General features: G+C 72.2%; 22 protein-coding genes. 7 read left to right on the top strand and 15 right to left on the bottom strand.

Features of this window, described 5'->3' with window-relative positions:
* Window positions 1-32: 32 nt before the first annotated feature.
* Window positions 33-806: a DUF4397 domain-containing protein gene (locus tag ABD747_RS12455; protein ID WP_344804915.1), complete on the top strand. Its 774-nt coding sequence runs from the start codon at window positions 33-35 to the stop codon at window positions 804-806.
* Window positions 803-1,465, top strand: a complete 663-nt coding sequence (locus ABD747_RS12450) for a class F sortase (protein ID WP_344804913.1) — start codon at window positions 803-805, stop codon at window positions 1,463-1,465. Before ABD747_RS12455 ends, ABD747_RS12450 begins: the two co-directional genes overlap by 4 nt.
* A gap of 7 nt (window positions 1,466-1,472) precedes the next feature.
* Here ABD747_RS12450 and ABD747_RS12445 read toward each other — a convergent pair whose 3' ends face one another.
* Entirely contained in the window at window positions 1,473-3,071 is a 1,599-nt protein-coding gene (locus ABD747_RS12445) for a DEAD/DEAH box helicase (protein WP_425562519.1), read from the bottom strand.
* 212 nt (window positions 3,072-3,283) lie between these two features.
* On the opposite strand from ABD747_RS12445, the gene ABD747_RS12440 reads away from it, so the two are divergent.
* Complete coding sequence (locus ABD747_RS12440; protein ID WP_344804910.1) at window positions 3,284-3,988, top strand: ferritin-like fold-containing protein; 705 nt, start codon at window positions 3,284-3,286, stop codon at window positions 3,986-3,988.
* A gap of 15 nt (window positions 3,989-4,003) precedes the next feature.
* Here the strand turns inward: ABD747_RS12440 and ABD747_RS12435 are convergent, their stop codons facing one another.
* Entirely contained in the window at window positions 4,004-4,510 is a 507-nt protein-coding gene (locus ABD747_RS12435) for a DoxX family membrane protein (RefSeq protein WP_344804908.1), read from the bottom strand.
* Window positions 4,511-4,836: 326 nt separating this feature from the next.
* Between ABD747_RS12435 and ABD747_RS12430 the strand changes: the two genes are divergently transcribed.
* Window positions 4,837-6,108 (top strand): S8 family peptidase, encoded by a 1,272-nt coding sequence (locus tag ABD747_RS12430; protein WP_344804906.1) that lies wholly within the window; start codon window positions 4,837-4,839, stop codon window positions 6,106-6,108.
* A complete protein-coding gene (locus ABD747_RS12425; protein WP_344804905.1) occupies window positions 6,108-8,861 on the top strand; it encodes a CHAT domain-containing protein in 2,754 nt (917 codons plus the stop codon). Before ABD747_RS12430 ends, ABD747_RS12425 begins: the two co-directional genes overlap by 1 nt.
* Here ABD747_RS12425 and ABD747_RS12420 read toward each other — a convergent pair.
* From ABD747_RS12420 to ABD747_RS12390, 7 genes are all read right to left on the bottom strand, one after another.
* The gene (locus tag ABD747_RS12420) at window positions 8,827-9,315 is read right to left on the bottom strand and encodes a hypothetical protein (RefSeq protein ID WP_344804903.1); all 489 of its coding nucleotides are present in this window, start codon (window positions 9,313-9,315) and stop codon (window positions 8,827-8,829) included. The two genes, ABD747_RS12425 and ABD747_RS12420, sit on opposite strands and share 35 nt — an antisense overlap.
* Window positions 9,312-10,100 (bottom strand): RNA polymerase sigma factor, encoded by a 789-nt coding sequence (locus tag ABD747_RS12415; RefSeq protein ID WP_344804901.1) that lies wholly within the window; start codon window positions 10,098-10,100, stop codon window positions 9,312-9,314. The genes ABD747_RS12420 and ABD747_RS12415 overlap by 4 nt, the downstream gene beginning before the upstream one ends.
* Before the next feature lie 173 nt (window positions 10,101-10,273).
* Window positions 10,274-11,044, bottom strand: a complete 771-nt coding sequence (locus ABD747_RS12410) for an HAD family hydrolase (protein ID WP_344804899.1) — start codon at window positions 11,042-11,044, stop codon at window positions 10,274-10,276.
* Complete coding sequence (locus tag ABD747_RS12405; protein WP_344804897.1) at window positions 11,041-11,586, bottom strand: DJ-1/PfpI family protein; 546 nt, start codon at window positions 11,584-11,586, stop codon at window positions 11,041-11,043. The genes ABD747_RS12410 and ABD747_RS12405 overlap by 4 nt, the downstream gene beginning before the upstream one ends.
* Window positions 11,587-11,588: 2 nt before the next feature.
* Entirely contained in the window at window positions 11,589-12,374 is a 786-nt protein-coding gene (locus ABD747_RS12400; RefSeq protein ID WP_344804895.1) for a cupin domain-containing protein, read from the bottom strand.
* Window positions 12,375-12,382: 8 nt separating this feature from the next.
* The gene (locus tag ABD747_RS12395) at window positions 12,383-13,048 is read right to left on the bottom strand and encodes a type 1 glutamine amidotransferase family protein (RefSeq protein ID WP_344804893.1); all 666 of its coding nucleotides are present in this window, start codon (window positions 13,046-13,048) and stop codon (window positions 12,383-12,385) included.
* Between the two features lie 75 nt (window positions 13,049-13,123).
* Entirely contained in the window at window positions 13,124-14,035 is a 912-nt protein-coding gene (locus ABD747_RS12390; protein WP_344804891.1) for a LysR family transcriptional regulator, read from the bottom strand.
* A 100-nt stretch (window positions 14,036-14,135) separates the two neighbouring features.
* Between ABD747_RS12390 and ABD747_RS12385 the strand changes: the two genes are divergently transcribed.
* Both ABD747_RS12385 and ABD747_RS12380 read left to right on the top strand, forming a co-directional pair.
* The gene (locus ABD747_RS12385) at window positions 14,136-14,822 is read left to right on the top strand and encodes a type 1 glutamine amidotransferase domain-containing protein (RefSeq protein ID WP_344804889.1); all 687 of its coding nucleotides are present in this window, start codon (window positions 14,136-14,138) and stop codon (window positions 14,820-14,822) included.
* Between the two features lie 35 nt (window positions 14,823-14,857).
* On the top strand, window positions 14,858-16,609 hold the full coding sequence (locus ABD747_RS12380) for a peroxidase family protein (protein ID WP_344804887.1): 1,752 nt from the start codon (window positions 14,858-14,860) through the stop codon (window positions 16,607-16,609).
* Window positions 16,610-16,706: 97 nt separating this feature from the next.
* Here ABD747_RS12380 and ABD747_RS12375 read toward each other — a convergent pair whose 3' ends face one another.
* The 6 genes from ABD747_RS12375 to ABD747_RS12350 all read right to left on the bottom strand — a co-directional run bounded on the left by ABD747_RS12375 (window position 16,707) and on the right by ABD747_RS12350 (window position 24,321).
* On the bottom strand, window positions 16,707-16,931 hold the full coding sequence (locus tag ABD747_RS12375; RefSeq protein WP_344804885.1) for a DUF3107 domain-containing protein: 225 nt from the start codon (window positions 16,929-16,931) through the stop codon (window positions 16,707-16,709).
* A gap of 314 nt (window positions 16,932-17,245) precedes the next feature.
* The gene (locus tag ABD747_RS12370) at window positions 17,246-18,040 is read right to left on the bottom strand and encodes an FHA domain-containing protein (protein WP_344804883.1); all 795 of its coding nucleotides are present in this window, start codon (window positions 18,038-18,040) and stop codon (window positions 17,246-17,248) included.
* Window positions 18,040-19,320 carry a vWA domain-containing protein gene (locus tag ABD747_RS12365; RefSeq protein WP_344804882.1) on the bottom strand — a complete coding sequence of 427 codons (1,281 nt, stop codon included), beginning with the start codon at window positions 19,318-19,320 and terminating at the stop codon, window positions 18,040-18,042. The genes ABD747_RS12370 and ABD747_RS12365 overlap by 1 nt, the downstream gene beginning before the upstream one ends.
* Window positions 19,321-19,565: 245 nt before the next feature.
* The gene (locus ABD747_RS12360) at window positions 19,566-20,723 is read right to left on the bottom strand and encodes a PP2C family protein-serine/threonine phosphatase (RefSeq protein ID WP_344804881.1); all 1,158 of its coding nucleotides are present in this window, start codon (window positions 20,721-20,723) and stop codon (window positions 19,566-19,568) included.
* Between the two features lie 26 nt (window positions 20,724-20,749).
* Window positions 20,750-23,167: a serine/threonine-protein kinase gene (locus ABD747_RS12355; RefSeq protein ID WP_344804879.1), complete on the bottom strand. Its 2,418-nt coding sequence runs from the start codon at window positions 23,165-23,167 to the stop codon at window positions 20,750-20,752.
* Entirely contained in the window at window positions 23,164-24,321 is a 1,158-nt protein-coding gene (locus tag ABD747_RS12350; RefSeq protein WP_344804877.1) for a hypothetical protein, read from the bottom strand. Before ABD747_RS12350 ends, ABD747_RS12355 begins: the two co-directional genes overlap by 4 nt.
* Window positions 24,322-24,351 lie beyond the last annotated feature (30 nt).

Here is a 24,351-nt window from a genome sequence, read left to right as displayed (position 1 = left end):
CCGCGGCGCTGATCGGGGACAAGGGGAGCAGCATGCGCGGTTCGGTTCGTCGTTGGCTGGCCGTGGGTTTGGCCGGCGCGGTGGCGCTCGGGGTGACGGCGCTCGCCGTCCCGGTCAGCTCGGCCGCGGGTGACGCGACGATCTATCTGGTCCAGGGCCTGCCCGGCAAGACGGTGACGTTCGCCGTGGACGGCAAGACCGTCGCCAGCGGACAGAAGTCGGGCACCGTCTCCTCGCCTGTTGCGGTGAGCAGCGGGAAGCGCCGGGTGACCGTGTCGGCCAGCGGCCGGACGATCGTCGATCAGACCGTCTCGGTCGGAGCCGGCTGGAGCGCCGACGTCGTCGTCCATCTGCCGACCGATCCGAACGGCAAGCCGCTGCTGACGACGTACAAGAACGATCTTGCGGCCGTGTCGAAGGACAAAGCATCGCTGACGGTGGCGCACACCGCCGCGGTGCCGCCGGCCGATGTCACCGTCGACGGCAAGGTGCTGTTCGAGGACATCGCGAACGGTCAGTCGCTGCACCTGGTGGTGCCGGTCGCGACGTACGAGGTCGCGATCGTGCCGACCGGCAAGTCCAAGCCCGTCTATTTCGGGCCCGTCGACCTGACCGTGCAGGGCGGCTCGCTGAACGCCGTCTATGCGATCGGGAACCCGGCGTCGAAGACGATGAACGTCGTGGTGCACGTGCTGGACACGAAGGGTGGGAGCTCGGGCTCGGGCAAGCCGAAGCGGGTGAACACCGGCTCCGGCGGCCAGGCGGTCGGCGCACACGTGACCGAGCTGCCCGCGCTGACCAGGTGAGACACCGGATCGTGCCGGTCCTCGCCGCGCTCGTCGTGCTGGCGGCGGGGGCAAGCGGGTGCGCGACCCCGTCGGCCGCCGAGGACTCGCGGGTGCCGGCCGGCGCGGCGTCGGCGTCGGCGTCGGCGCAGCCCACGACCGGTGACACCGCCGGGCCGACCACGGGCGCCGCCCGGTTGGCCAGGCCGGCGCGCAGCCAGCGGGTTCGGTTCGTGCCGCAACGGGTTGTGCTGCCCGGCGGCGCGGCGGCCGAGGTGGAGCCGGCCGACACCGTGGACGGGGTGCTCCAGGTGCCGACCGACGTCCACGAGATCGGCTGGTGGACCGGCAGCGCGTACGTCGGTGATCCGTTCGGCGCGACCGTGCTGGCCGGTCACGTGGACTCGGTCGACCAGGGTGTCGGCTTCTTCGCGCGGCTGTTGCAGATCAAGAAGGGCGACTGGGTGACGGTGAGCGCAAACGGCCACCGGGCGACGTACCGGGTCCGGTCGGTCGGGCTGGTGGCCAAGCAGGCGCTGGCCGACGACGGATCGGCCCTCGACCAGACCGGTGACCACCGGCTGGTGCTGATCACCTGCGCCGGCCGGTTCGTGCCGGAACAGGGCGGCTATCAGAGCAACCTGGTCGTGATCGCCGACCCAGTGGGCCCGGCGCGCTGAGCTCGGGCTACTCCGCAGCCGCGGGTGCCGTGCCGGCCGCGGGGTGACGGCGACGGCGCCGACGCCGCTTGGTTGCGCCCTGCCCGGTCGGCTCCTCGACGGGGCCCCCACTCTCGGCGGCGGCATCCTCGCCCGCGCCGTCGGCGGAAGGGGCCTGCACCGAGTGATCGGTGGCGTCGTCCCGGCTCACCGGGACGCCGTTGCGCAGCCGCTGCCGGCTCCGGTTGCGTGGCGCCCGCTCGCGCGGCTTGCGCTCCCGCGGCGCCTCGTCGGCCGGCTCCTCCTTGGGCGGAGCGATCCGGCCGCGGGCCGACCGGTCGATGCCGAGGTCGTGAAAGAGGTGCTCGGAGGTCGAATAGGTCTCCTCCGGCTCCTCGAACGGCAACCCGAGGCTGGCGTTGATCACCTTCCAGCGGGTGGTGTCGGCCCAGTCCACGAAGGTGATCGCGACCCCGGACGCCCCGGCCCGGCCGGTCCGGCCGATCCGGTGGACGTAGGTGTTCTCGTCGTCGGGGCACTCGTAGTTGATCACGTGGGTGACGCCCTCGACGTCGATCCCGCGCGCGGCCACGTCGGTCGCCACCAGCACGTCGGCCTTGCCCGAGCGGAACCGCTTCAGCGCCTTCTCCCGGAGCACCTGGGACAGGTCACCGTGGATCGCGGCGGCCGCGAAGCCTCGCTCGATCAGGTCGTCGGCCACCCGCTGGGCGGCCCGTTTGGTCCGGCAGAAGATCATCACCCGGTTGCGGTTCTCCGCCTGCAGGATGCGGGCCACCACCTCGGGCTTGTCGAGGTCGTGGGCGCGGTAGACGAACTGGGCCGTGGTGGGCACGGTGGTGGTGTCGTGGGCGGACTCCGCCCGGATGTTCACCGGGTGCCGGAGGTGCGCGCGGGCCAGCGTCACGATCGCGGACGGCATGGTCGCCGAGAACAACATCGTCTGGCGCAGCTCGGGCACCTTGGCCAGGATCCGCTCGACATCGGGCAGGAAGCCGAGGTCCAGCATCTCGTCGGCCTCGTCCAGCACGAGCACCTTCACGTGGCTGAGATCCAGCGCGCCCCGGTCCGCCAGGTCCAGCAGCCGGCCGGGCGTCCCGACGACGACCTCGACGCCGCTGTCGAGCGCGTCGAGCTGCGGCTCGTAGCCGACCCCGCCGTACACGGTCAGCACGCGCGCCACCCGCTTGGTGGAGGCGATCTGCAGGTCTCGGCTGACCTGGCTGGCGAGCTCACGGGTCGGCGTCACCACCAGCGCCTGCGGCGCGCCGGGGTTCGCCTGCAGCTCGAAGTCCCGCTCGCTCGGGACGACGATCCGCTGCAGCAAGGTGATGCCGAAGGCGAGCGTCTTGCCGGTGCCGGTGCGGGCCTGGCCGATCATGTCGGTGCCCGTCAGCGCGATCGGGATGGCCATCGCCTGAATCGGGAACGGGTGCACGATGCCGACGTCGGTGAGGCTGTCGATGATGGCCGGCAGCACCCCCAGGTCGGCGAAGGTGTCCCGGGCCGGCGTGGCCGGCTCCTCGGCAGCGTCCACTTCGGGGGGCTCCGGCGCCGTGGGCTCCGGTTCGGTGAGGTCGGTTTCGGGTGGTGTCAGGTCGGTGTTCAGTTGAATGCCTTCGATAGCAGTCTGTGCCGCGCAGCCGGCGGTGTCCGGCACGCGTTCGGGGCCGCCAACGCCATGGCGCGGCGCAGATGGCGCTCCACGCGCCCGGTTGCGGCTCTCCTGGGTGGCAGTCTACCGTGCGCGCGTCACGCTCCCGACCAGCACGGCCTCGGCGGGCCGGCGTCGGTCCGCGGCCCGCCCGTTAGGCTGCGGCCATGAGTGAAGCGCCCGCCTCGGCGACGCCGCCGAGCGCACCGACCGACGAGTCCTATCGCGCGGGCGCAGTCGACCTGCTCGGCGCCCTGGCCTATGGCGCGCTGACCGCGTTCGAGCGGCTGGCCGACGACGCCCAGAAGGCGCCGACGCTCGGCGACAAGATCCACATGGCGACGATGGCGGCGCAGCAGATCGCGTACTTCGACCGGATGCGGGACCGGCTGAAGGAGTTCGGCGTCGACGTGCTGGTGGCGATGCGGCCGTTCCACGCGCCGTTCGACGCCTTCCACGAGTACACCCACCCCAAGGACTGGTACGAGGGCCTGCTGAAGGCGTACGTCGGCGACGGGATCGCGGCCGACTTCTATCGCGAGGTGGCCGCGTTCGTCGATCCGGAGACCCGCGAGCTGGTCTATGAGGTGCTCTCCGATCATGGCCACGACGAGTTCGTGGTCAGCCAGGTGCGGGCCGGCATCGAGGCCGACCCGAAGCTGGCCGGCCGGCTCGCGCTGTGGGGCCGGCGGCTGGTGGGCGAGGCGCTCAGCCAGGCCCAGCGGGTCGCCGCCGACCGTGACGCGCTGACTTCCCTGCTGACCGGCACGTCGGACCGCCCCGGGCTGGACCTGGCCGCGATCAGCCGGATGTTCTCCCGGTTGGTGGCCAACCACACGAAGCGGATGGCCAAGCTGGGCCTCCAGGCCTGATCCGCCCGTCGCGGTTCAGACCTGGCTCGGACGGGCTCGCCGCGCCGGCCGGTCCGACCAGGCCGCGATCACCAGCGCTGCCGAGATCAGCACGAGGTTCTTGACCACGAACTCGCCGACCGTCGTCAGCAGCAACGGGTTGTCGCGCTGGAACGCCAGCTGCGGCTCCATCACCAACACCAGGAACGTGCCGCACAGATGGCCCACGAGCAGGGCACAGACGACGGTAGTGAACCGGCCCAGCAGCAAGCCGATGCCGAGCAGCACCTCGACGCCGCCGAGCACCGGTACGAACCAGCTGCGGTCCAGCCAGGGGACCGTGCCGGCGACCAGGTCGGCCACAGGTGTGGCGTCGGCGACCTTGAGTGCGCCGAACCACACGAACACGGCCCCGAGGCAACTGCGCAAGATCGGCACGCTCCAGCGCCGCAGATATCCTGTGATCCGATTCTCGGTGGCGAGCGCGACCCCGCGCAGGCGCTCCGAGCCCGAAGAATTCTGTGTTTTGGTGATCTGGCTCATGGCTTTTCCTTGAATTCCGTCCGACGACCTGTCTGGTATTCGACCGGACCGGACCAGACGCGATCTGATACGGCTCGACCATCGGAGTCGACGGGTCGAGCCGGCCGCTCGGCCCGCCTTCGCCGAAGCGGGCCCACGTTCGCCGCCTGCGCGGGATCGCTTCAGGGGAAGGAGTGTGTGCAGCGGTGCGCTCCGATAGCAACGATGATCACGTCCGATAAGAAAGCGAATGGCAAATGTCGTTTGCCGCGTGCGGCCCCATTCGACCGCCGATGAGAGCGGAAATATTCGTGCCGACCGAAACCGATTCTGTCTAGGCTTCCGGCATGACGCAGTTGCTGGCGCAAGCTCCCCAAACGCAATACGTTCCGAACGAGATCGTCGTCGCCAACGAGCACGCCGCACTGGTGGCCTGGTTGATCGAGGAGGAGGTCCCCGCGCCGAACGACCTGCTCGGGCTCACCCGGTTCGTGCTGCGGGATCCAGGCCGATCGCTCCAGGCCCTGCGGGCTCGGCTGGACGAGGCGGCCGTCTCCCCGGGCCAGCTCGCGGAGTTCGGCGCCCCGCCCGTCGACGACCTCGAGCGGATCCTCCAGGGGGTGCGTGCGTGCTGTGCCGCGATGTACGGGCGCTGGACGCCGACGATCGGCAAGAACCGGATGCTCGACCACGTCACCCGCGGCTCGGGCGCGATCTCGCACGGTCACCCGCAGCCGGTGAGCCCCGCCGGCGCGATCTCGCACGGGAGCGGAACCCCCGCGCCTACCGCTGCTGGCAGCCGGGTGCGGCGGTGGACCCGACCTGGCAGCGGGGTTCGGGTCGGGATCGTGGATACCCGGCTCTTCCCGGTCGCCTACCTCCACGACGGCTGGGTGGGCGACTACACCGATACCTATCTCGGCGACGAGGTCCCGCCCTACCGCGGCGGACACGCCACCTTCGTCGGCGGCCTGGTCCTCGACCAGGCACCCGGGGCGCTGCTGCAGCTGCGCCACGTCCTGGACGACGCGGAGGCGTCCGCGTCCTCCTGGGACGTCGCCGAGGCCATCGTCGCCATCGGCCGGAGCGGCGTGGACGTGATCAACCTGTCCCTGGTCGGCTACAGCGACGACGGGCGTGCGCCGCTGGTGCTCAGCACGGCGATCGACCGGCTCGATCCCGAGATCGTGGTGGTGGCCGCCGCCGGAAATCACGGTGACGTTCGCGGGCACGAACACGACCCGGGCTGGCCGGCAGCGCTCGACGACGTGGTCGCCGTCGGCGCTGTCGACGCCGACGAGAATCGTGCGCCGTTCTCCCCGGACGTTCCCTGGATCGACGTCAGCGCGCGCGGCGTCGACGTGGAAAGCTGCTTCCCGCCGACGGTCTCGGGCGACCGCGGGCAGCCGGTGTCGTACCCCTCCGGTTTCGCCAGCTGGAGTGGTACGTCCTTCGCCGCGGCCCAGGTCAGCGGGGCGGTCGCGGCCGGAATCGATCCGGGCCGGGTCACCGCCCGGCAGTCGCTGACCACTCTGCTCAGCACCGCCCGGCCGGCCCCGGCAGGCCGGCTCGGCGGCGTCGCCCCGCGCGTGCTCACCATGCGCCGGCTGCCGGGCTGATGACCGGTGCGGTGGCGACCGTCGTCGGGTCCTCGGACGAGGCGACGCCGGCGGCGCTGGCCCGCCAGGCGCTCGACCTAGCGACGGTGACGCCGGAGCCGGCCGACGCGCTCGCGCGCCGGGCCGAGCGGCTGGCGAACGAGGCCGGCGACCGAGCTGCGCTCAGTGTCAGCCGCCGCGCCCGCGGCGTGGCCGCGCTGCAGCTCCGGCGGCTGGATCTGGCCGTCCAGCAACTGCGATCGGCCGCTCAGGATGGGGACAGCTGCGGTGCGGCCGAGCTCGCCGGCGCGGCGCGGATGAGTCTTGCCTCCGCGCTGGTACTGCGCGGTCACACCGAGGACGCCCTGCAGACCATCGGGCGGGCGCTGGAGCAGACCAGCGGCCTGGATCATGCCCGCGCTCGCACCCAGCGCGCCGCCATCCTGCAAGAGCTCGGCCGGCTGCCGGCTGCACTCGACGATCTCCGGATCGCGATCCCGGCGCTGCGCCGGGCCGGGGATCCGCAGTGGGAGACCCGAGCGCTGTCGAACCGGAGTCTGATCTTCATCGCGCGGCGGCAGTACGCGGCCGCACGGACCGACCTGGCCCGCGCCCAGGGCCTCTGCACCGCGCACGGGCTGGTGCTGGCAGGCTCCTACGTGGAGCAGAATCTCGGCTGCCTGTCTGCCATGTGTGGCGACGTCCCGGCCGCGCTCGCGCACTTCGACCGCGCCGAGGCGGCCTACACCGAACTGGGTGCCGAGCTGGGCTCGTTGTGGCTCGACCGGGCCAAGGTGCTGCTCGGCGTCCGCCTGATCGGTGAGGCCCGTGCGGCGGTCGAACGAGCCGAGGCCGCGTTCGCCGAGCAGGGCAGTGCGGGCGAGCTGCCCGAGACGCGACTGCTGCTGTCCACCATTGCTCTGCTCGACGGCGACGTCGCCGCTGCCGCCGCGGCAGGCCGGCGGGCGATCCGGGAGTTCGACGATCTCGGTCGTACGGAGTGGCGAACGCTGGCCGAGCTCGCCGCCTTGCAGGCGCAGGTCGTCGCCTTGGTGGGCCCAGAGCTGTCCGACCTGCCCGCGGACGGCACACTGGTGGCCAGGCTGGCCGATCGACTCCGAGTGGTCGCCGACGACCTGGAACGCGACGGCTGGTCGGTTCCCGCGCTGGAGGCCCGGGTCGTCGCCGGCCGGCTGGCCACCGGCCTCGGCGACATCCCAGCCGCGCGGAACGACTTCCGCCGCACTGCGGCCGCCCGCCGGTCGGGGCCCGCCGAAGCGCGGGCCAGGGCGTGGCTCGGCGAGGCGACGTTGCGGGAGTCTCAGGGGAACACCCGCGGCGCCAGGTCTGCGCTGCGGGCGGGGATCAGGGCGGTCGCGGACTACCGGCGCACCCTCGGCGCGACCGAGCTCCGAGCCCACATCTCGGTCCATCGCGGGTCGTTGGCCAGGGCCGGCCTGCGGCTCGCGCTTGCCGCTGGTTGTCCGCGCGACGTGCACTGGTGGTCCGAGATCGGCCGGGCGAGTGCGGATCGGCCGCGGCCGGCGCTGCCGCCGAGAGACGCCGCGCTGGCGCGGATGCTGGCCGACCTACGCGCGCTGGCCACCGAGCTGGCCGAAGCGAGCGCCGCGCAGCACGTGCTGCAGCCGCTGCTCGCCCAGCAGGTCGAGATCGAGCAGGCGATCCGCGACCACTGTCGCGAGGCCGGCGACGGCGGTCGCGACGCGATCACTCCGCCGACCGTTGCCGAGCTGACCGACGTCCTGGCCGACGCGGTGATGGTCGAGTTCGTCGAGCTCGACGGCGACGTCGCCGCCGTGACCATCGTTGCCGGGCGGGCGCGACTGCACCGCCTCGGCCCGGTCGCGTCGCTGGTCCGCCGGCATCTGACCCATCTGCCGTTTGCGTTGAACCGGCTGGCCCGCGGGACCGTCCGCGTCGGCCAGCGTGCGGCGGCCGAGGCAGTGCTGGAGCGTGCCGCGCTCGAGTTGGACCGGGCGCTGCTGATGCCGCTCGCTCGCCGGCTGGGCGGGCGAGAACTGGTGGTCGTTCCGAACGGCTGGCTGCACTCGGTTCCATGGGCGCTCTTGCCGTCGTGCCGGGGGCGGCCGGTGAGCGTGTCGCCGTCGGCGGCGCTCTGGCGGTCGGCGGCGACCAGGCAGCCCCGGTCTTCCCGGGTGGTGGCGATCGCCGGTCCCGGACTGCCGGGCGCGGCGCGCGAGGCACGCGCGGTCGGCGAGCTGTATCCCGGCTCGGTCGTGTTGGCCGGGGCGCGGGCGACCGCAGCCGGGGTGAGTGGCGCGATCGGCGGCGCCGGTCTGGTGCACTTCGCCACCCACGCCACGGCTCGCCGGGACAACCCGCTGTTCTCGTCGCTGCAGCTGTCCGACGGGCCGTTCACGGTGTACGACCTCGAGCGGATCGTCGACACCCCCGACCACGTCGTGCTCGCCGCGTGCGGGGCCGCCGTCTCCTATGTCACGGCCGGCGAGGAGATCCTGGGACTGGCGGCAACCCTGCTGAATCAGCAGACCGCGACCCTGGTCGCGCCGGTCGTCGTGATCCCCGACGCCGAGACGCAGTCGGTGATGCTCGCATACCACCGAGAGCTCGGTCGCGGCAGCCCACCCTCGGTCGCCCTGGCCGCCGCGCAGGAGGCGCACCGCGGCGCGGATCCGGCCACCCGGGCGTGCGCGGCGAGTTTCGTCTGCCTGGGCGCCGGGTCGACCGGCCGGATCGCTACTCGGGGAAGTGCAGTCGGGTCCACTCGGTGACCACCCGGCCGCCGGCGTGGGTGACCTTGAACCGGAGCGGGCCGTCCGGTGGTCTGGGCAGCACGAAGCAGCCGAGCTCGTCGGTCTCCACGGTCACCATCTCACCGGCACTGGGCTGCATACTCACCAGGGCCGGACCGGGCGGGCCGACCTGACCGATCAGCTCGCCGCCGTAGACCTCGATCTCTACCGACAGGGCGCAGCACTCGAATGCCAGCGTCCGGACCGGCGGACGGACGTCCCCGGAACGGATCGCGCCGGCGTGCTCGGCCTTCCACGAGTCGAAGACGAGCCGAGCCAGCTCGTCCTCGAGCGGAGTCCCGCAGTAGGCGTCCTGAGCGTTGGACACGATCAGGTCGTACTGCGGGTGGTGCGCCGTGTGCAGCGCGTCGGCCAGTTCCGCCATCAGGTCGTCGTCGCCGTCGAGCGGCCCGGGGGTGGGATCAGTTGTCATGGTGTCGCTCTTTCGATGTCGCGGCCCTCGGACCCAGTGTCGCCCCCGGACCCAGTGTCACCCCCGGAGCCAGTGTCACCCCCGGAGCCCGTGTCACGCAGGGCGACCAGCAGCGGGTGCTGGCGCAGCCGGGCCAGCGCTCGGAACCTGGTCGGTCCGAGGCTCCCGATCGGCACGCCGGTGCGTCGGCTGATCTCGGCGTAGCGCAGCGGCGGGTCGTGCAGGAACATCAACAGCAGCTGACGCTCACGATCCGGCAGCTCGGCCAGAGCGGCGAGCAGGGCGAGCCGCCGGTCGGCGAGCAGCAGGGCGTCGACCGTCCCTTCACCGATGTCCGGCTCGGACGCACGCTCATCGTGGTGCGGCTGCAGCGGGTCGTAGCTCACCGTCCGCCGCTGCTGTGCGAGCACGTCCAGACACTCGTGCCGGGTCGTGCTGGCGAGCCAGCCGGGCAGCGCCCTGGGCTCCCTGAGATCGCCGAGGTGCTGGCAGAGTCTCAGCCATACGGTCTGCGCGACGTCGGCGGCGTCCGGTGGCCGCAGCCGGTAGCGGGCGGAGATCGACAGCAGGAGCGGGGTATAGCGGACGACGAGCTCGTCCCAGGCCGCGCGGTCGCCGGCGCGGGCCGCGACGATCAGCGCGGCGATCGGGGACGGGGTCCGGGCGTCGTCGGCCGATCCGCCTGGGTCGTCGTGTGCTGGGTCGTCGTGTGCTGGGTCGTCGATTGCTGGGTCTTGGTGTGCTGGGTCGTCGTGGTCGGCTGGGTTGGCCTCGGGTTCGGGCACCGTGGTACTCCCTGTTCGGGGGGTGGAGATGATCCGGCTACCGAACCGGACAGGGGAGGGGGTGCGTCTGATACGTCCGCCGCAGCCGCCCGCCGGCCGGCCGGGCGCTACCGCTCCGAACGGTCCGACGGGGGCCCCGCCGACTCGGGCCCGGCGGCGGCCCGCGACGGTGGTCATCGGCCGGCGGGGACGAGCCCGAGCTCGTCGTCGAGATCGGCCAGGGCGAGTCGCGGCAGGCCGAGCGCGTCGGCGGTCCGGAGCTGGTCCGGCGTGTGGAAGCCCCAGGTCGCCCAGCGCGCGTCGAAGCCGGCCGCGCGGGCGGCGACGACGTTGGCGACGCTGTCGTCGACGAACAGCACCGCCTCAGCCGGCAGTGCCGAGCGCCGAGCGACGTCCGCGAGCGCGTCGAGCTTGTCCCGTAGGCCGCCGTAGATCCGATCGGGCTCCAGCTCGAGGCCGTACGCGGCCAGGATCTCGATCACCGACTGCACGTCCTTCGCCGTCACCACGTACGACAGCGGCAGCGCGCGGAGGGTCTCGAGGGCTGGTGCGTGCACGCGGTGCTGGGCGAGCCAGCGCTGAGGGTCGAGCCGCCTCGCCGTCGCTCGATACCGCTCCGCCGCGGCGACGAACCGATCCACCCGCTCCGCCGGGATCGCGGCGAAGCACGCGTCGAAAGCGGCCTGATCGTCGATCGGCGCGCTCGGCCCCAGCAGCGGCACCACGAAGTGGCCGAGCTGGCGGGCGTATCCGCGGAGCGAGAGGAAGCGGTCCAGGAACGATGCCGGCACGGCGCCGGCCGGGCCGGCCGGAACCGACCGGCCGGTCCAGGCGTTCCAGGTCGTGACCGCGCACTCCGTCGAACCGTCGCAGATCACGCCGTCGAAGTCGAGCGCGATCGCGCGGACCGGCGGTCCCGTGCACGCCGTCGGCGCGGTGTTCATGCCGCCGCGACGAGCCGGTCCGAGACAGCGGTGAAGACCGCTTGCATGAACTCGCCGACGTAGCCGTAGTAGGAGCAGGTGATGATGTTGCCGTCGGTGATCACCCGGGCGTCCTCGACCCGCGCGCCCGAGTTGATCATGTCGTCCCTCAGGCCCGGGTAGGCGCAGGCCCGCCGCCCCGTCATGACCTTCGCGGAGATCATGATCCAGGGACCGTGACAGAGCCCGGCGACGACCTTGTCGGCGTCGGCCATGGCCCGGACGAAGTCGAGCACGCGGCGGTCCTGCCGCACCCGGTCGGGGGCCTCGTGGCCGCCGGTGAGCACGACCACGTCGTAGTCCGCAACGGACAAAGCGTCGAAGGTGGTCAACGGCCGTGCGGTCTTGTCCATCGGCAGCGGCACACCGTACTTGCCATGGACGCCGGTGCCGGCCGCGGTGGCGACGTCGACCTGGTAGCCCTCCTCCAGCAGGCGGTAGTAGGTGTAGACCACGTCGTGGTCCTGGAAGCCGGGTCCGGTGATGATGACGGCGCTGGGCATGGTCAGTCCTTCTTTCGGGTGGTGGGGGTGCGGGTGGCGGGAGTGCGGGTGGTGGTCGGGTCTGCGCGGACGATGGTCAGGTACAGCTGTTCGTGCCCGCCGCGCTCGGTCAGGTCGTCGGGGCCGAGCACCTCGATCCGGTGCTGCAGGGCGGCGGCGATGTCGAGGCCGACCGCGAACAGCAGCCCGGCCAGCGGCCGGCTGATCAGGTCGAGCCCGGCCCGGACGTCGAAGCTGAAGCCATCCAGCGCGACGCCGGTGCGAACCGAGGACCGGGCGACCAGCCGACCGGATCGCAGGGCGACGGGGGCGCGGCCGGGCTCGGTCTCGTAGCCGGTCCCACGACGCCCGTAGCGATCCGATAGCCGGACCAGGTCGAACTTGTTCCGCGGCAGCTCGACCTCGACCAGGTGGAGCGGGCCGCTGCCGACGTTGGCCGTGCCGTGGAACACGCCCTTGCCGATGTGACTGACGTCGCCGGCGACGACGTCGACGGTGCGGTCGAGCAGGTGCATCCGAGCCGTGCCGTCCAGGCACAGCAGGGCGGTTTCCTTGCGGGGATGGCAGTGCACCGATGTCGACTGGCCGGGTCGCAGACACAGCTTCCACACGTCGTACAGGTCGTCGGAATAGACCCGGAACTCGTGTCCCCACGGCTTGGGGATCAGCTCCTCGAGATAGCGGGCCGACTCGTCCCGGAACGGCTCGAAGGTAAGGGCGGCGGCATCGTCGGTCAGCGAGTCCGACAACCGGGCGACGTCCGCCGTCGACGGGCGGTAGTGGCTCACGGTCATCGTCAGGCCGCCAGTGCGCGGTCGGCGTCGCGGGCGATCACGGCGTCGACCACCGCGCTCGCCGAGGCGGGGTTCTGGCCGGAGACGAACGGGCCGTCGGTGACGACGTACGGCTGCCAGGCAGGACCGGCCACGAACGAGACGTCCGCGCTGCGGATCACCTGCTCGCTGCTGCGCGGCAGCAGGTGCAGGTGGCGTGAGGCGTGCTCCTCCTCGTCGGTGCGTCCGGTGAGCCGGTACGGCCGGCGCCGGTCGCGCCGCAGGCGGCCCGCCACGGCGGCGAGCGCCGCGCCCCCGTGGTCCAGCGCCGCGACCGTCCGGCCCAGTTGGGCGGCCGTCTCCAGCCGGCGTTCGAGCTCGGCCAAGCCGACCAGATCGCACAGTCCGGCATGCCCACCCAGGACGAGCCAGGCATCCGGCGTGGCGGGCTCCACGTCCGCGATCGACTCGGCGCGCAGGCAGTAGCGCGTCGCCTCGAACCACTCCTCGCTCAGCGTCCCGGCATCCACCGGCACCGGACCGCCGGCCGGCGTCGCCAGCCGGACCGCCCAGCCCGCCGACCGGAACGTTTGCCGGACCAGTCCCAGCTGGCTGAGCGAGACGCCGAGCCGGCGGGTGGTGCCGGGCAGCCCGGTACAGCTGGAGGCCAGAAGCACGACCTGTGGCATGGCGGTGACCCCTCTCGCGGTCTTCGGTGATGTACGTCGGACCGTGCGCCACGAGAACTGATACAGGCCCGGGCCTCACCAGCTCCGCGCTGCGGCGAGCAGCGTCTCGGCGGCGCGCGCGATGTGCGGCTGGGCGGCTCGCCCGGCCGCGATCGCCAGGTGCAGGGTGTTGATCGGAGGGATCTCCGGCTCGACCGGAACCGTCACCTCGTGCTGCCGGATCGCCTGGGCGCAGAGGTAGCCCGGCAGCACCGAGATGCCCGCGCCGGCCGCGACGGCCGCGAGCACGGCGCGCAGGTCCGGCACGACCAGCGCCGGCGGACCGGGCGGCCGGCTGCCGAAGACGAACGACCAATAGCGCCGGATCAACGGCATCGTCTCGGCGTAGGCGACCATCGGGCTGGCGGACACCGCCGGCGGAACCGGCGACGGGTCGCCGCCGACGGCGACCCTCGTGTCGAAGTCCGGTGGGGCGACGAGGACCAGTTCCTCGTCGCACAGGGCGACCGTGTGCAGCCGGCGCTTCGGCGGCCTCGTGGTGAGGACGACGAGGTCGAGGTGCCCGGCATGCAACGAGCCCAGCAGGTCGTCCGGGAGTCCGTGCACGACCCGGATCCGCAACCCGTCGGCGAGCAGCGGGGTCAGCGCCGGGACGACCAGCTGAGAGACGAACTCGGCCGGTCCGCCGAGGGCGAGGGTGCGACCGGCGATGCTCGGCTCGGAGCGCAGGTCGGCACCGACGATGCGCTGCAGCGCGTCCACGTGCGGCGCCGACTCGGTCGCGAGCAGGTCGCCCAGAGCGGTCGGCACGACGCCGCGGGCGGCGCGCACGAACAGGGGACGGCCCAGTTGCCGCTCGAGCGCCTGCAGCTGTCCGGTGACCGCGGGCTGGGAGATGTCCAGAACTGTCGCCGCGGCGGTCAGGCTGCCGGTCCGGTGCACCTCGACCAGGGTTCGCAGGAGGCGGATGTCGACGGTTTCGGACATAAGTTCTCCTATCGCTTCGCGGGCGCAATTCTATTGGTCCCTATGAATATTCCGATCGATATTTGAGCCTCCGGCCCCTCGATCGAAGGAACGACCAACCATGTCGACCAGACCCCGCTCGGCGCTCATCGCCTTGACCAGCCACGACCGACTCGGCGACACCGGTCGCCGCACCGGCGCCTACCTGCCCGAGATCGCGCACCCGTGGCGCGAGTTCCGCGCCGCCGGCTTCGACGTCGCGCTGGTGTCCGTCGCCGGCGGCACGCCGCCGCTCGACGGCGTGAAGCCCGACGACCCGGTGCAGCAGGAGTTCCTGGACGACCCCGAGATGTCGGCAAAGCTCGTGCACACGCTGGCGCCGGCCGAGGTCGACCCGCTCGACCACGACGTGATCTTCTTCGCCGGCGGCCACGGCACCATGTGGGACTTCCCGTCCGACCAGGGTCTGGCCGGTCTCGCCCGGGCGATCTATGAGCGGGGCGGGGTCGTCGCGGCCGTCTGCCACGGGCCGGCCGCGCTCGTCGAGCTGCGGCTCTCCAACGGCCGGCGGCTGATCGACGGCAAGCAGGTCAGCGCGTTCACCGACTCCGAGGAGACCGCCGTCGGGCTCGCCGAGGTGGTGCCGTTCCTGCTGCAGACCCGCCTGGAGGAGAACGGCGCCAAGCACACCGGCGCCCCCGACTTCCAGCCCTGGGTGGTCACCGACGAACGGCTGGTGACCGGCCAGAACCCTGCCAGCGCGGCGGGCGTCGCTCGTGCGGCCGTCGCGCTGGTGACGACCGACTGATCCCCGAATCCGAGTCCACCCGAAGGGAAATGATCATGACCAGCACCGACCAGCCGCGAGCGCTCGACGCGCTCAGCCACGGGGGCACCATCGCCTTCCCGACCAGCGGCCACCGGAACGGCAACGGGTCCAATGGCAACGGGCCCGGCGGCAACAGGTCCGGCGCCGCAGACGGCGCCGAGGCCGACCTGACCAGCGTCTCGCTCGCCGCCACCTCGACCGCTGCGATCACGCCGACGACGAGATTCGGCTATCTGTTCCCGACCCTGGTGGACGATCCCGCCAACCGGCTCCCGGAGGGCACGGACGCCGACCGCACCGTGGCCGCCCTGAACGCGCTGGGGGTGGCCATGATCGAGCAGGGCACGGAGCTGACCGCGCTCACCTCGAATTCGCCGATCCCCTCGATCTACACATTCTGGGGACAGTTCATCGACCACGACCTGACCGCCAACACCGACCGGAACGACGTGGTCAGCATTCTGGACACGCCGCTCGAACCGAAGCCGCCGGCCGACGTGATTGCGGGTCTGGAGAACCTGCGACAGCCGGCGCTGAACCTGGATCCGGTTTACGGCGACGGTCCCTACGCCGCGCCCGACAGCGAGTTCGTTCCGTACGACGGCATCAAGCTACGGATCGGCACGCTGTCCTCGGTGCCGGCCGACGGCGCGCCGATCCCGCCGGTGACCGATCGGGCCCGCGACCTTCCGCGGATCGGGCCGATGACGGACGCGGCCCACCCCAACCCGGCACGCGCGCTGATCGGTGACGCCCGCAACGACGAGAACCTCATCCTCGCGCAGTTGCACCTGGCGTTCCTGCGCTTCCACAACGCCGCGGTGGACTGGGTCCGGGCGAACGAGCCGGAGCGGACCACCGATGGTGACGTGTTCCGCCGCGCTCGCGACCTCACCCGGTGGGCCTATCAGTGGGCGACGGTCAACGACTTCCTGACCACCGTCACCGAGCCCGGCACGGTCGATCGGCTGCTCGCCGACGATGCGGACCTGCTCGACCTGTCAGGACGCGGCACGTACATGCCGCTGGAGTTCTCGGTAGCTGCCTTCCGCTTCGGGCACAGCATGATCCGCGGCGGCTATGACTGGAACCGCAACCACGGCCGCCCCGGCAACAACGGCGAGAGCTTCGCCACCTTCGACCAGCTGTTCGAGTTCACCGGCCGGTCGGCCAATCCGTTCCGCGGCGCGCCGTCGTTGCCCGACACCTGGCCGGCCGAGTGGGATCGGATGATCGACAAGAACTCCCAGGTGTCCGAGCGGTTCGCCCGTCGGATCGACACCCGGCTGTCACCTCCGCTGGCGGTGCTGCTCAACGAGGGCCTCGACCCGACCCTCAGCATGCAGGTCCGGGAGTTGCTCAAGCAGCTCGCCCGGCGCAACCTGCTGCGCGGGTTCAAGCTGTCCCTGCCGACCGGGCAGGCCGTCGCCGACGCGCTGGGGTTGCCGAAGCTGACCGCTGCCGAGCTGCTCGCCAACGCCGGCCCGGCCGTCACCCAGGCCCTGGAGGACGGCGAGTTCCTCGACCGCACTCCGCTGTGGTTCTACATCCTGGCCGAGGCGGAGATCCGGGCCGAGGGTGCGTCGCTCGGGCCGGTCGGCAGCACGCTGGTCGCGGCGACGATCATCGCCCAACTGCGGAACGACCCGACGTCGTACGTCGCTCAGTCGGGCTGGTCACCGCGCCAGGGGGTGCGGCTGGCCGACGGGTCACCGGTCAACACCATCGCCGGGTTCCTGCGGTTCGCCGGGGTGCTGGTGTCCTGATGCGCGGCCTGCAGGCCCAGCTTCCGGCAAGTTGTCAGGTTCTCAGCGCGCTATAGCGCGCTGAGAACCTGACAACTCGCGGATGGGAACTCGGAGACTAGACCGACCCGAAGCCGACGTGCCGAACATTCTCCTGGCCGATGTCGAGGTAGCCGATCTGCTCGGCCGGGATCAGCACCCGGCGACCGCGCTCGTCGGTCAGGGCGAAGACGCCGCCGTCCTTCACCGCCTTGGCGAAGTCCTTCTCGACCTCGGCCGCGGTGGCGGTCGACTCGATCACGACCTCACGGTTGACGTTCAGGATGCCGACCTTGATCTCCACGACGTATCTCCCTGCTGACTTCGACTGACGCACTCGGACCTGCTGGGCACGCGGAGCGCGCCGACGACGAGCCTACGACCTGGCACGACGTCGGCCGGGACGCGTTCACCACAGGCGTAGCCGCTGCCGCCCGACACACCACCGCGCCGGACCATCGCCGGAGTTCGCACAGGTTGTGGCGGTTTGCATGGCCTATAACTTGCGCGAACGCGTACGCGGGATGCGAGGTTGGCCGAGGCAGCGGTCGGCCGCGGCGGGGTCTGCCGAGTCGGGGGGTCTGCGAGGCGGCGGCAGGGGTACGTCGTCGGGCCACGTCAGACCAGGCTCTCCTGCTCCTCGCTGGTCGCCGGCCGGACGACGATCCGGGTCCAGGCGCCGACATAGATCCTCATCCCTGGTTGGATCTCCTGCTTCAGCCCGACCGGGATCGGATTCTCCGGCAGTGGGTCACTGCCGCCGGCCACGAACGTTCCGTTCGCCGACTCCAGGTCCTCCACCCACCAACGGGTGCCGTCGGTGGTGAGCTGGGCCTGGCGCCGGCTGGCCCCGGAGTCGGGCTCGCAGTCGATGTCGGGATGGATGTTGCGGCTGCGCGAGACCCGGCCGATCAGCAGCGACGGCTTGCGCAGCGGGATCACCTCCGGCAGGCCGGGGGAGGGCAGCGGGTCGGGGCTCTGCTGGGCCTCGTACCAGGCGGGGTCGATCCAGACCTCCGCGACGAAGGCGAAATCCCCCGCCGCGGCCGGCGCCGGCGAGCCGTCCGGACCGGCCTCAGCCGTCGGTGTCGCGGCGGTCTGCTCCGCGGCCTCGGCCGCGACATCGGGTTGATCGGTCCCGCCGGCCGTTGCCGCGCCGCTCTCCTCGCCGCGTGGCAGTGTGCCGGTGGTGAAGTCGTAACCACAGGCCTCGCAGAACAGCGCCTCGGCGACGTTCTCGGTGCCGCAGTGCGGGCACGGCTGGGGGCCGCCGCTCGCCGCGGTGACCGGAGCCGGGGCCGACGGTGCCGACGGTGCTGCGGCGCCCTGGCCGCTGGCCTCGATCGGCGCCCCGCAGACGTCGCAGTAGTCCTCGGCGGTGGAGCTGTGGCCGTTCGGGCAGACCGCGCTCATCAGCCACGCACCCGGGTGGTCTTGGTCGAGGCGGTGTCCAGGGCCATCTCGTCGGCCTTGTTCACGCTGCGTTTCAGCCGGACCGTGCCCGTCTCCTCGTCGTCGATGTCGACCACCTTGCGCAGCCGGGTGGTGGCTTCCTCGTTGCCCGTCTCCGCGGCCAGCGCGACGGCGCGGCCGAGCTTGGTGGTCGCGGTCTCGACGTCGCCGGCGGCCTTGGCGGCCAGACCCTCCTGGATCGCCTGCGCCAGCTCGGTCTGACCGGTGTAGTGCGCGACCTCAGGGCTGATCCGGGCGGTCAGCTCGTCGGAGTCCGACCACTTGGCCTTGACCAGCCCCTGGGCCACCACCGCCCCGCCGAGCGCGACCTGGACCCGGGCAGCGAGTTGCTCCTGGCCGATCGCCTTGGCCGCCAGTCGGACCGCGACGTGATAGTCCCGCGACTCGTCCGACCACGACCCGGTCGGGTAGCCACCGGTCAGCGGGTTCACCTCCACCCGCCGGGTGGTGAGGTCCTCGACGGTCGGCGAGACCTGGCGGACGAACATGATCTGGGCGCCCTGCGGCGTCCACACCCGCAGCTGCGCATCGGCCACGCCGCGGCTCATCGAGCGCCGCATCAGGTCGGCGAACACCTGCGGCATCTCCTCCGGCGAGGGAATGATGTCCACGGTGCCGAGCAGGGCCTGGGAGATCCGCCGGACCTCGGCGACCTGCCAGTCGACCCCGACCCCGCGGCAGTCGCACTGGAACTTGCCGGTCACCGCGGCGATGGCGGCGCTGAGCTGGTCGGGGGTCTCGTTGTGGTTCTCGCCGTCGGTGAGCAGGATCGCGTGTCGCTGGGCGAGCATCGGGATCGAGTCGAACAGCCGCCCGGCCAGGGTGAGCCAGGTGCCCATCGCGGTGCCGCCGTCGGAACGGAACTGGGCGATCGCCTGCAACGCCTCGAACCGGGTGGTCGGGTTCATCTGCACCATGCCGGCGCCGGTGCGGACGTACGGATAGGCGAGGTAGGCCACGTGCGTACCGGCGACCACGGCGAACCAGGTGCCGTCGACGATCTGCTGGATCGCGGCGGACGCGGCCGACTTGGCCGCCTCGAGCCGGGTCCGGCCCATCGAGCCGGACGTGTCGACGATGACGATCTCACCGGCCGAACCGCCGCCGGACTGACCGGCCAGACCCGCGTTCGTACAGGTCACGGTGACGATCGCGTTGACGTCGGTGCCGCCGTCGGGCAGGAACTCGTTCTGGTAGACCGCCGCGGTGAAGTCGGCCATGACCACCTCTCTCCTCGCTGAACGTCACAGTATGCCGGGCGCCGGGTGCCCGATCTCCGGTTCCCTCCCGGAAACTGTGCAGCTGTTGCATGCTTTGCCGGCGTGTCGCTGCAAGACGCGCACAGTTTCCGAGGGCGGGGCTGGGGTAGGGGCCGAGCGGGGCCGAGCGGCAGGGGCCGAGCGGGACGGGGGCACGGAACGGGCGGGGCGGGGTAGAGACCGGAGTGGGCGCTGCCGCCGAGAGCTCAGCTGCGCCGGGCGAGGGCCACCGTGATGTTGTCCTTGCCGCCCTGGTCGCAGGCCCAGCGGACCAGCGCCTCGGTCAGCGGCAGCGGGTCCAGGCCGACCGCGGACTCCCCGGCTGAGCCGATGGTGGCGATCTGCTCGGCGAAGACATGCTGCAGCGCTCGCGGCTCCGAGGCGTAATTCCACAGCCCGTCGGTGCAGACCACGAGCCAGCCGGGTTCGGTCAGCTGCACCGTCCCGGTGGTCGGGGTCAGGTCGGGCGCGTCCCGGCCGAGCCACTTGGTGATCGCGTGCGCCTGCGGGCCGGCCTCGGCCTGCTCGCGGGTCGCGCCCGAGTCGATCCGGAGCTGGGCGACGGAGTCGTCGACGCTGAGCAGCGCGGCCTCGCCGGTGTCGGGGATCCAGTAGACCCGGCTGTCGCCGACGTTGCCGTACGTCGCCTGGTCGCCCTCGACCACCGCACAGGCGAAGGTGCAGGACGCGGCGTTCGGGCTGTTCGGTGCGGTGTGCGCGATCACCGCGTCGTTCGCGGCGGCGACGGCGGCGCCGATCGCCGACGCCACGGCGGCGGTGCGGCTGGCGGGCAGGCCGATCCCGGCCGGGTTGTGGGCGACCAGCACGTCTCGGGCCGCCCGGGCGGCGGCCAGTGCCGCCACGTCGGAGTCGGTCGAGGTCGACACCCCGTCGCAGGCCACGAGGACGGCGCGCGACCCGGGCGCGGCGTCGGCGGCGATCGCGGACGCGTCCTCGTTGCGGTCGTGCCGGATGCCCCGGTCCGAGCAGGCGGCTACCCACGGCGCGGGTTGCTCGGTGTAGTGGTCCCGCTCGGTCGGCGCCTTGGTGCCGCAGACCTCGCAGTACCCGTCCGGGCCGACGGTGCCGCCGCACTCCCGGCACGGCCGGCGGTTCACCACCACGGTGTCGGTGGCCGCCTCGGGCGTGGAGCTGACCAGCGAGCGGGACAGGGTGATCGGCGATTCCAGCAGGTCGTCGTCGCTGCCGAGCGGGGTGCCGTCGGCGTCGGTGGCCGCGGCGAAGGCCAGGCTGGTGCCGCAGGCCTCGCAGAAGCTGTCCGACCCGCGTACCTCACTGCCGCAGGTGGGGCAGTGCAACGGAACAGCCGGAACGGCGGGGCCGGTCGACTGGGGATCCGTCACGGGGGGGCCTGTCATGTGAGGGTCCGTCATGTGAGGGTCCACCTTCGCACGCGGTTGGCCTGGTCGACCAGACGGTATCGCTCCTGCTCGTCGTCGCTGGCCTGGGCCATCGTGCGGTACGCGGTCTCCAGCCCGTCGCGCAGCGAGTTGTTGTCCGCGGGGTACGTCCCGATCCGCAGCTGGCTCTGCGGGCCCTTCGCCGTCACGGTGGCCAGCGCCCGCTCCAGGATCTGTGCGGTGAGCTCGGCCTGCTCGGTCGGGTCGAGCCGTACTCCGGTGATCGAGTTCATCGCCTCGGCCAGCACCGGCAACCCACCGTCGGAGTTGTACAGATGCACTGCCCGCAACCGGCGCGCCTCCGGGTAGGCGCGGCTGGTCGGCGGCACCAGGTCGAGCGCCTCCACGGCCGCATGGATGTCGCCCCGGGCCACCCGCAGCCGGGCCAGCCCGAACGCCGCCGGCGCCACATAGTTGGCATCGGTCCGGGCGCAGGTCGCATAGAGCCGCTCGGCCAGCGCTCCCTCCCCGCCGCGCTCGCAGGCCAGCGCGAGCGCGAGCTTCGGCGCGAGCTCGCCCGGCACCTGACCGTAGACCGCGTTGAACGCCGACTGGGCGGCCCGGAAGTCGTCCCGGGCCAGCTGCGCCAGACCGCTCATCCACACCGCCCGCCACTCCCACGGGTCGGCGGCCAGCATCTCGTTCACCACCGTGTCGACCAGCTGCGGCCGGCCGAGCTCCAGCATCGCCGTGGCCCGCGCCAGCTGGACCTCGACCGAGACCGCCGGCGCGCTGGACAGCGCGGCCAGCCGCAGCTCGGGCGAGTCCGCGGTGATGTTGGACAGCCAGGAGAACTGCGCGTCGGTGGTGTCGGCGCGCAGCGTCGGCAGCTCGTCCCAGTGCAGCGCGTCGCTGCTGATCGCCGGCGCCTCGAACAGCATCGACGCGGCCGAGGTGAGCGCGGTTCCGGTGCTCTTCTCCGCGACCACCTCGCGCAGCACACCGAGCAGCTGGACCCGGAGCTCGTCCACGCTGGCGAACCGGTCGGCCGGATCGGGCGCACATGCCTTGGCCAGCAGCCGATACAGCGAGTCGTGCTGCTGGAACAGCGGCGTCTCCTCGACCGGCGGCAGGCTGGCGACGTACTTCGTCTGGTAGCCGCGGAACTCCATCATCAACACGACCAGCGTGCGACCGATGGTGTAGATGTCGGAGGCCACGGTGGTGCCGACCTGAGCCACCTCGGGCGCCTGGTAGCCGATCGTGCCGTAGATCGCCGACTCCTCGTCGTCGATCCGCCGCACGCCGCCCATGTCGATCAGCTTCACCGCGTCGCCGACCTGGATCAGGTTGTCCGGCTTGAAGTCGCAGTAGACCAGGCCCATGTCGTGCAGATAGGTGAACGCCGGCAGAATCTCCAGGATGTAGGCCAGCGCCTGGTCCACCGGCAGCGGGTCGTACGCGCCGCGGGCGCGGCGCATCCGCTCCTTCAGGATCTGCTTCAGCGAGGTGCCGCCGACGTACTCCATCACGATGTAGCCGGCGCCCTCGTGGGAGACGAAGTTGTAGATCTCCACGATCAGCGGGTGCTCGACCTGGGCCAGGAACTGCCGCTCCACCAGGGCCACGGCGAGGGCGTCCGCGTCACCGGTGTTCAGCAGGCCCTTCAGCACCACCCAGCGGTCGGACACGTTGCGGTCCTTGGCCAGATAGATCCAGCCCAGGCCGCCGTGGGCCAGGCAGCCGGCGACCTCGTACTGGTGGGCGACCAGGTCGCCCGGCTTCAGTTTCGGGGTGAACGAGAAGGGGTTGCGGCAGCGCGGGCAGAAGCCCTCGGTCCGGCCGGGCTGGCCGTCCCGGGAGCGGCCGACCGGTGCCCCGCAGGACGGGCAGACCCGCTTCTCCTCGGGCACCATCGGGTCGGCCATGATCGCTTGCAGCGGCTCCACCGTCGGCGCCGGCCGGACCCGGGTCTGGCCGGCGCCGAGCCGGGCCGAGCGCAGCCGCTGCGAGCCGGACTGGATCCGCCGGGTGACCTTGGAGCCGCCGGCGGTCAGCCGCTGCGAGCCCAGCGCGGTCGAGCTGAGCCGGCTGGATGCCCGGGTGATGGTGGACGCCGTGCCTGCCGGCATCGACGGTTGGGTCAGCTGCGAGATCGCGCCGTCGGCCATCGGTGACTCCTCACCGGCGGCCGGGCTGCCGCAGACGTCGCAGTAGCCGTCGACGATGCTGCCGGTGCAGCCCGGCTGGGTGCACTTCCCCGGCCCGCTCGCGGCGCTCGACCGGGCGGAGGTCCCCTGAGTCTGTGGGCCGGCGCTCGACCGGGCGGAGGTGCCCTGAGTCTGTGGAGGGGCGCTCGACCCCTCCGGCGCACCAGGGCTGCCGCAGACGTTGCAGTAGCCGTCCTCGATGGTGCCGGTGCAGCCCGGCTGGGTGCAGGCGGTCACGATCCTCCTCCCGTCGTGCCGGCCGCCGGCCGGACGACCTGCAGATAGCTCTGGTACAGCGTGACGAGCTGTTCGGCGATCGGGATCCGGGTCGGGGTGCGGTCGAGCGCATCCCGGGCCAGTGCGTACGCCCGGCCGAGGTCGGGATCGTCGTCGACCCCCTCGGCGGCCGCCTTCGCCCGATAGGCCTCGAGCCGCCCGTCCAGCTCCTCGCGCCGGGCCAGTGCCTGCAGGTAGGCGCCCTGGGCGAGTGTCATCGCCTTGCCGACCTGCTCCAGCCGGGCGACGTACGCCTTCAGCGGCTCGGCCGTGTTCGGCATCGGGCCGAGCGCGTCGACGTCCGGCACGGCGTACTTCGGTGCGGGGTCGACGGCGGCGACGCAGCGCTCGACGATCGCGTGCAGCGCGGCTTCCCGGGCCTCCAGGTCGCGCCGCATCGCCCGCGCTCGGGCGACGATCGCGCCGGCCTCCCGTCGCTGCGCCGAGTGCACGATCAGGTCGCGCTCGAACCGGGTGGCGTCGGCCTCCAGCGGTCCGATCAGGCCGCCGACGTCTCCGCCCCGGCCGGCCTTGTCGATCAGCTCCTGCAGCCGGCCGGCGAGCTTCGCCTGGCGCTGGGCGGCCAGCTGCTGGTCCGGCCCGGCCGGCTCCAGCCCGACCTGGTCGCGGATCCGTTCCAGCTGGGCGCGCAGGGCGCGGATCCGTTCCGCCAGGTCCAGCCCGCCGCCGTCCAGGCCGAGCCGCACCCGCAGGCTCGCGGCCAGCGCGTCGGACAGCCGACAGGCCTCCGGCGTGGACACCGCGAGCCCGGACGGATCGATCCCCGGAGAGGCGAAATTGGTGTCGATCCGGCCCCAGATCAGCGCCGACAACCGCTCCCGCTCGGTCGGTCCGACCCGGCCGGAGTCCCATGTCGCCAGCATCAGCTCGTAGCGGTCCGAGATCGCCTTCCACAGCGCCATCGACAACATGATGTCTCCGGTGGCGGCGGAGTTGCCGGCATCCAGTGCGGCTCGGTCGAGACGGTCCAGCTCGGTCTTGCGGGCCGTCCGCCACTCGCCCAGCGCGGCCAGGTAGTTCTGGGCGGCGAGCGCCTCGACGGCGACGCCGAGCCGCCCGGGTGCCGGCGGGGCGAGGGCAGCCGCCGCGGTCACGGTGTTTCCTGTCCACTCGCGCCCGGCGCC

It is taken from the genome of Microlunatus ginsengisoli, assembly GCF_039537205.1.
GTDB lineage: Bacteria > Actinomycetota > Actinomycetes > Propionibacteriales > Propionibacteriaceae > Microlunatus > Microlunatus ginsengisoli.
This window is presented reverse-complemented; position numbering and strand designations above follow the sequence as displayed.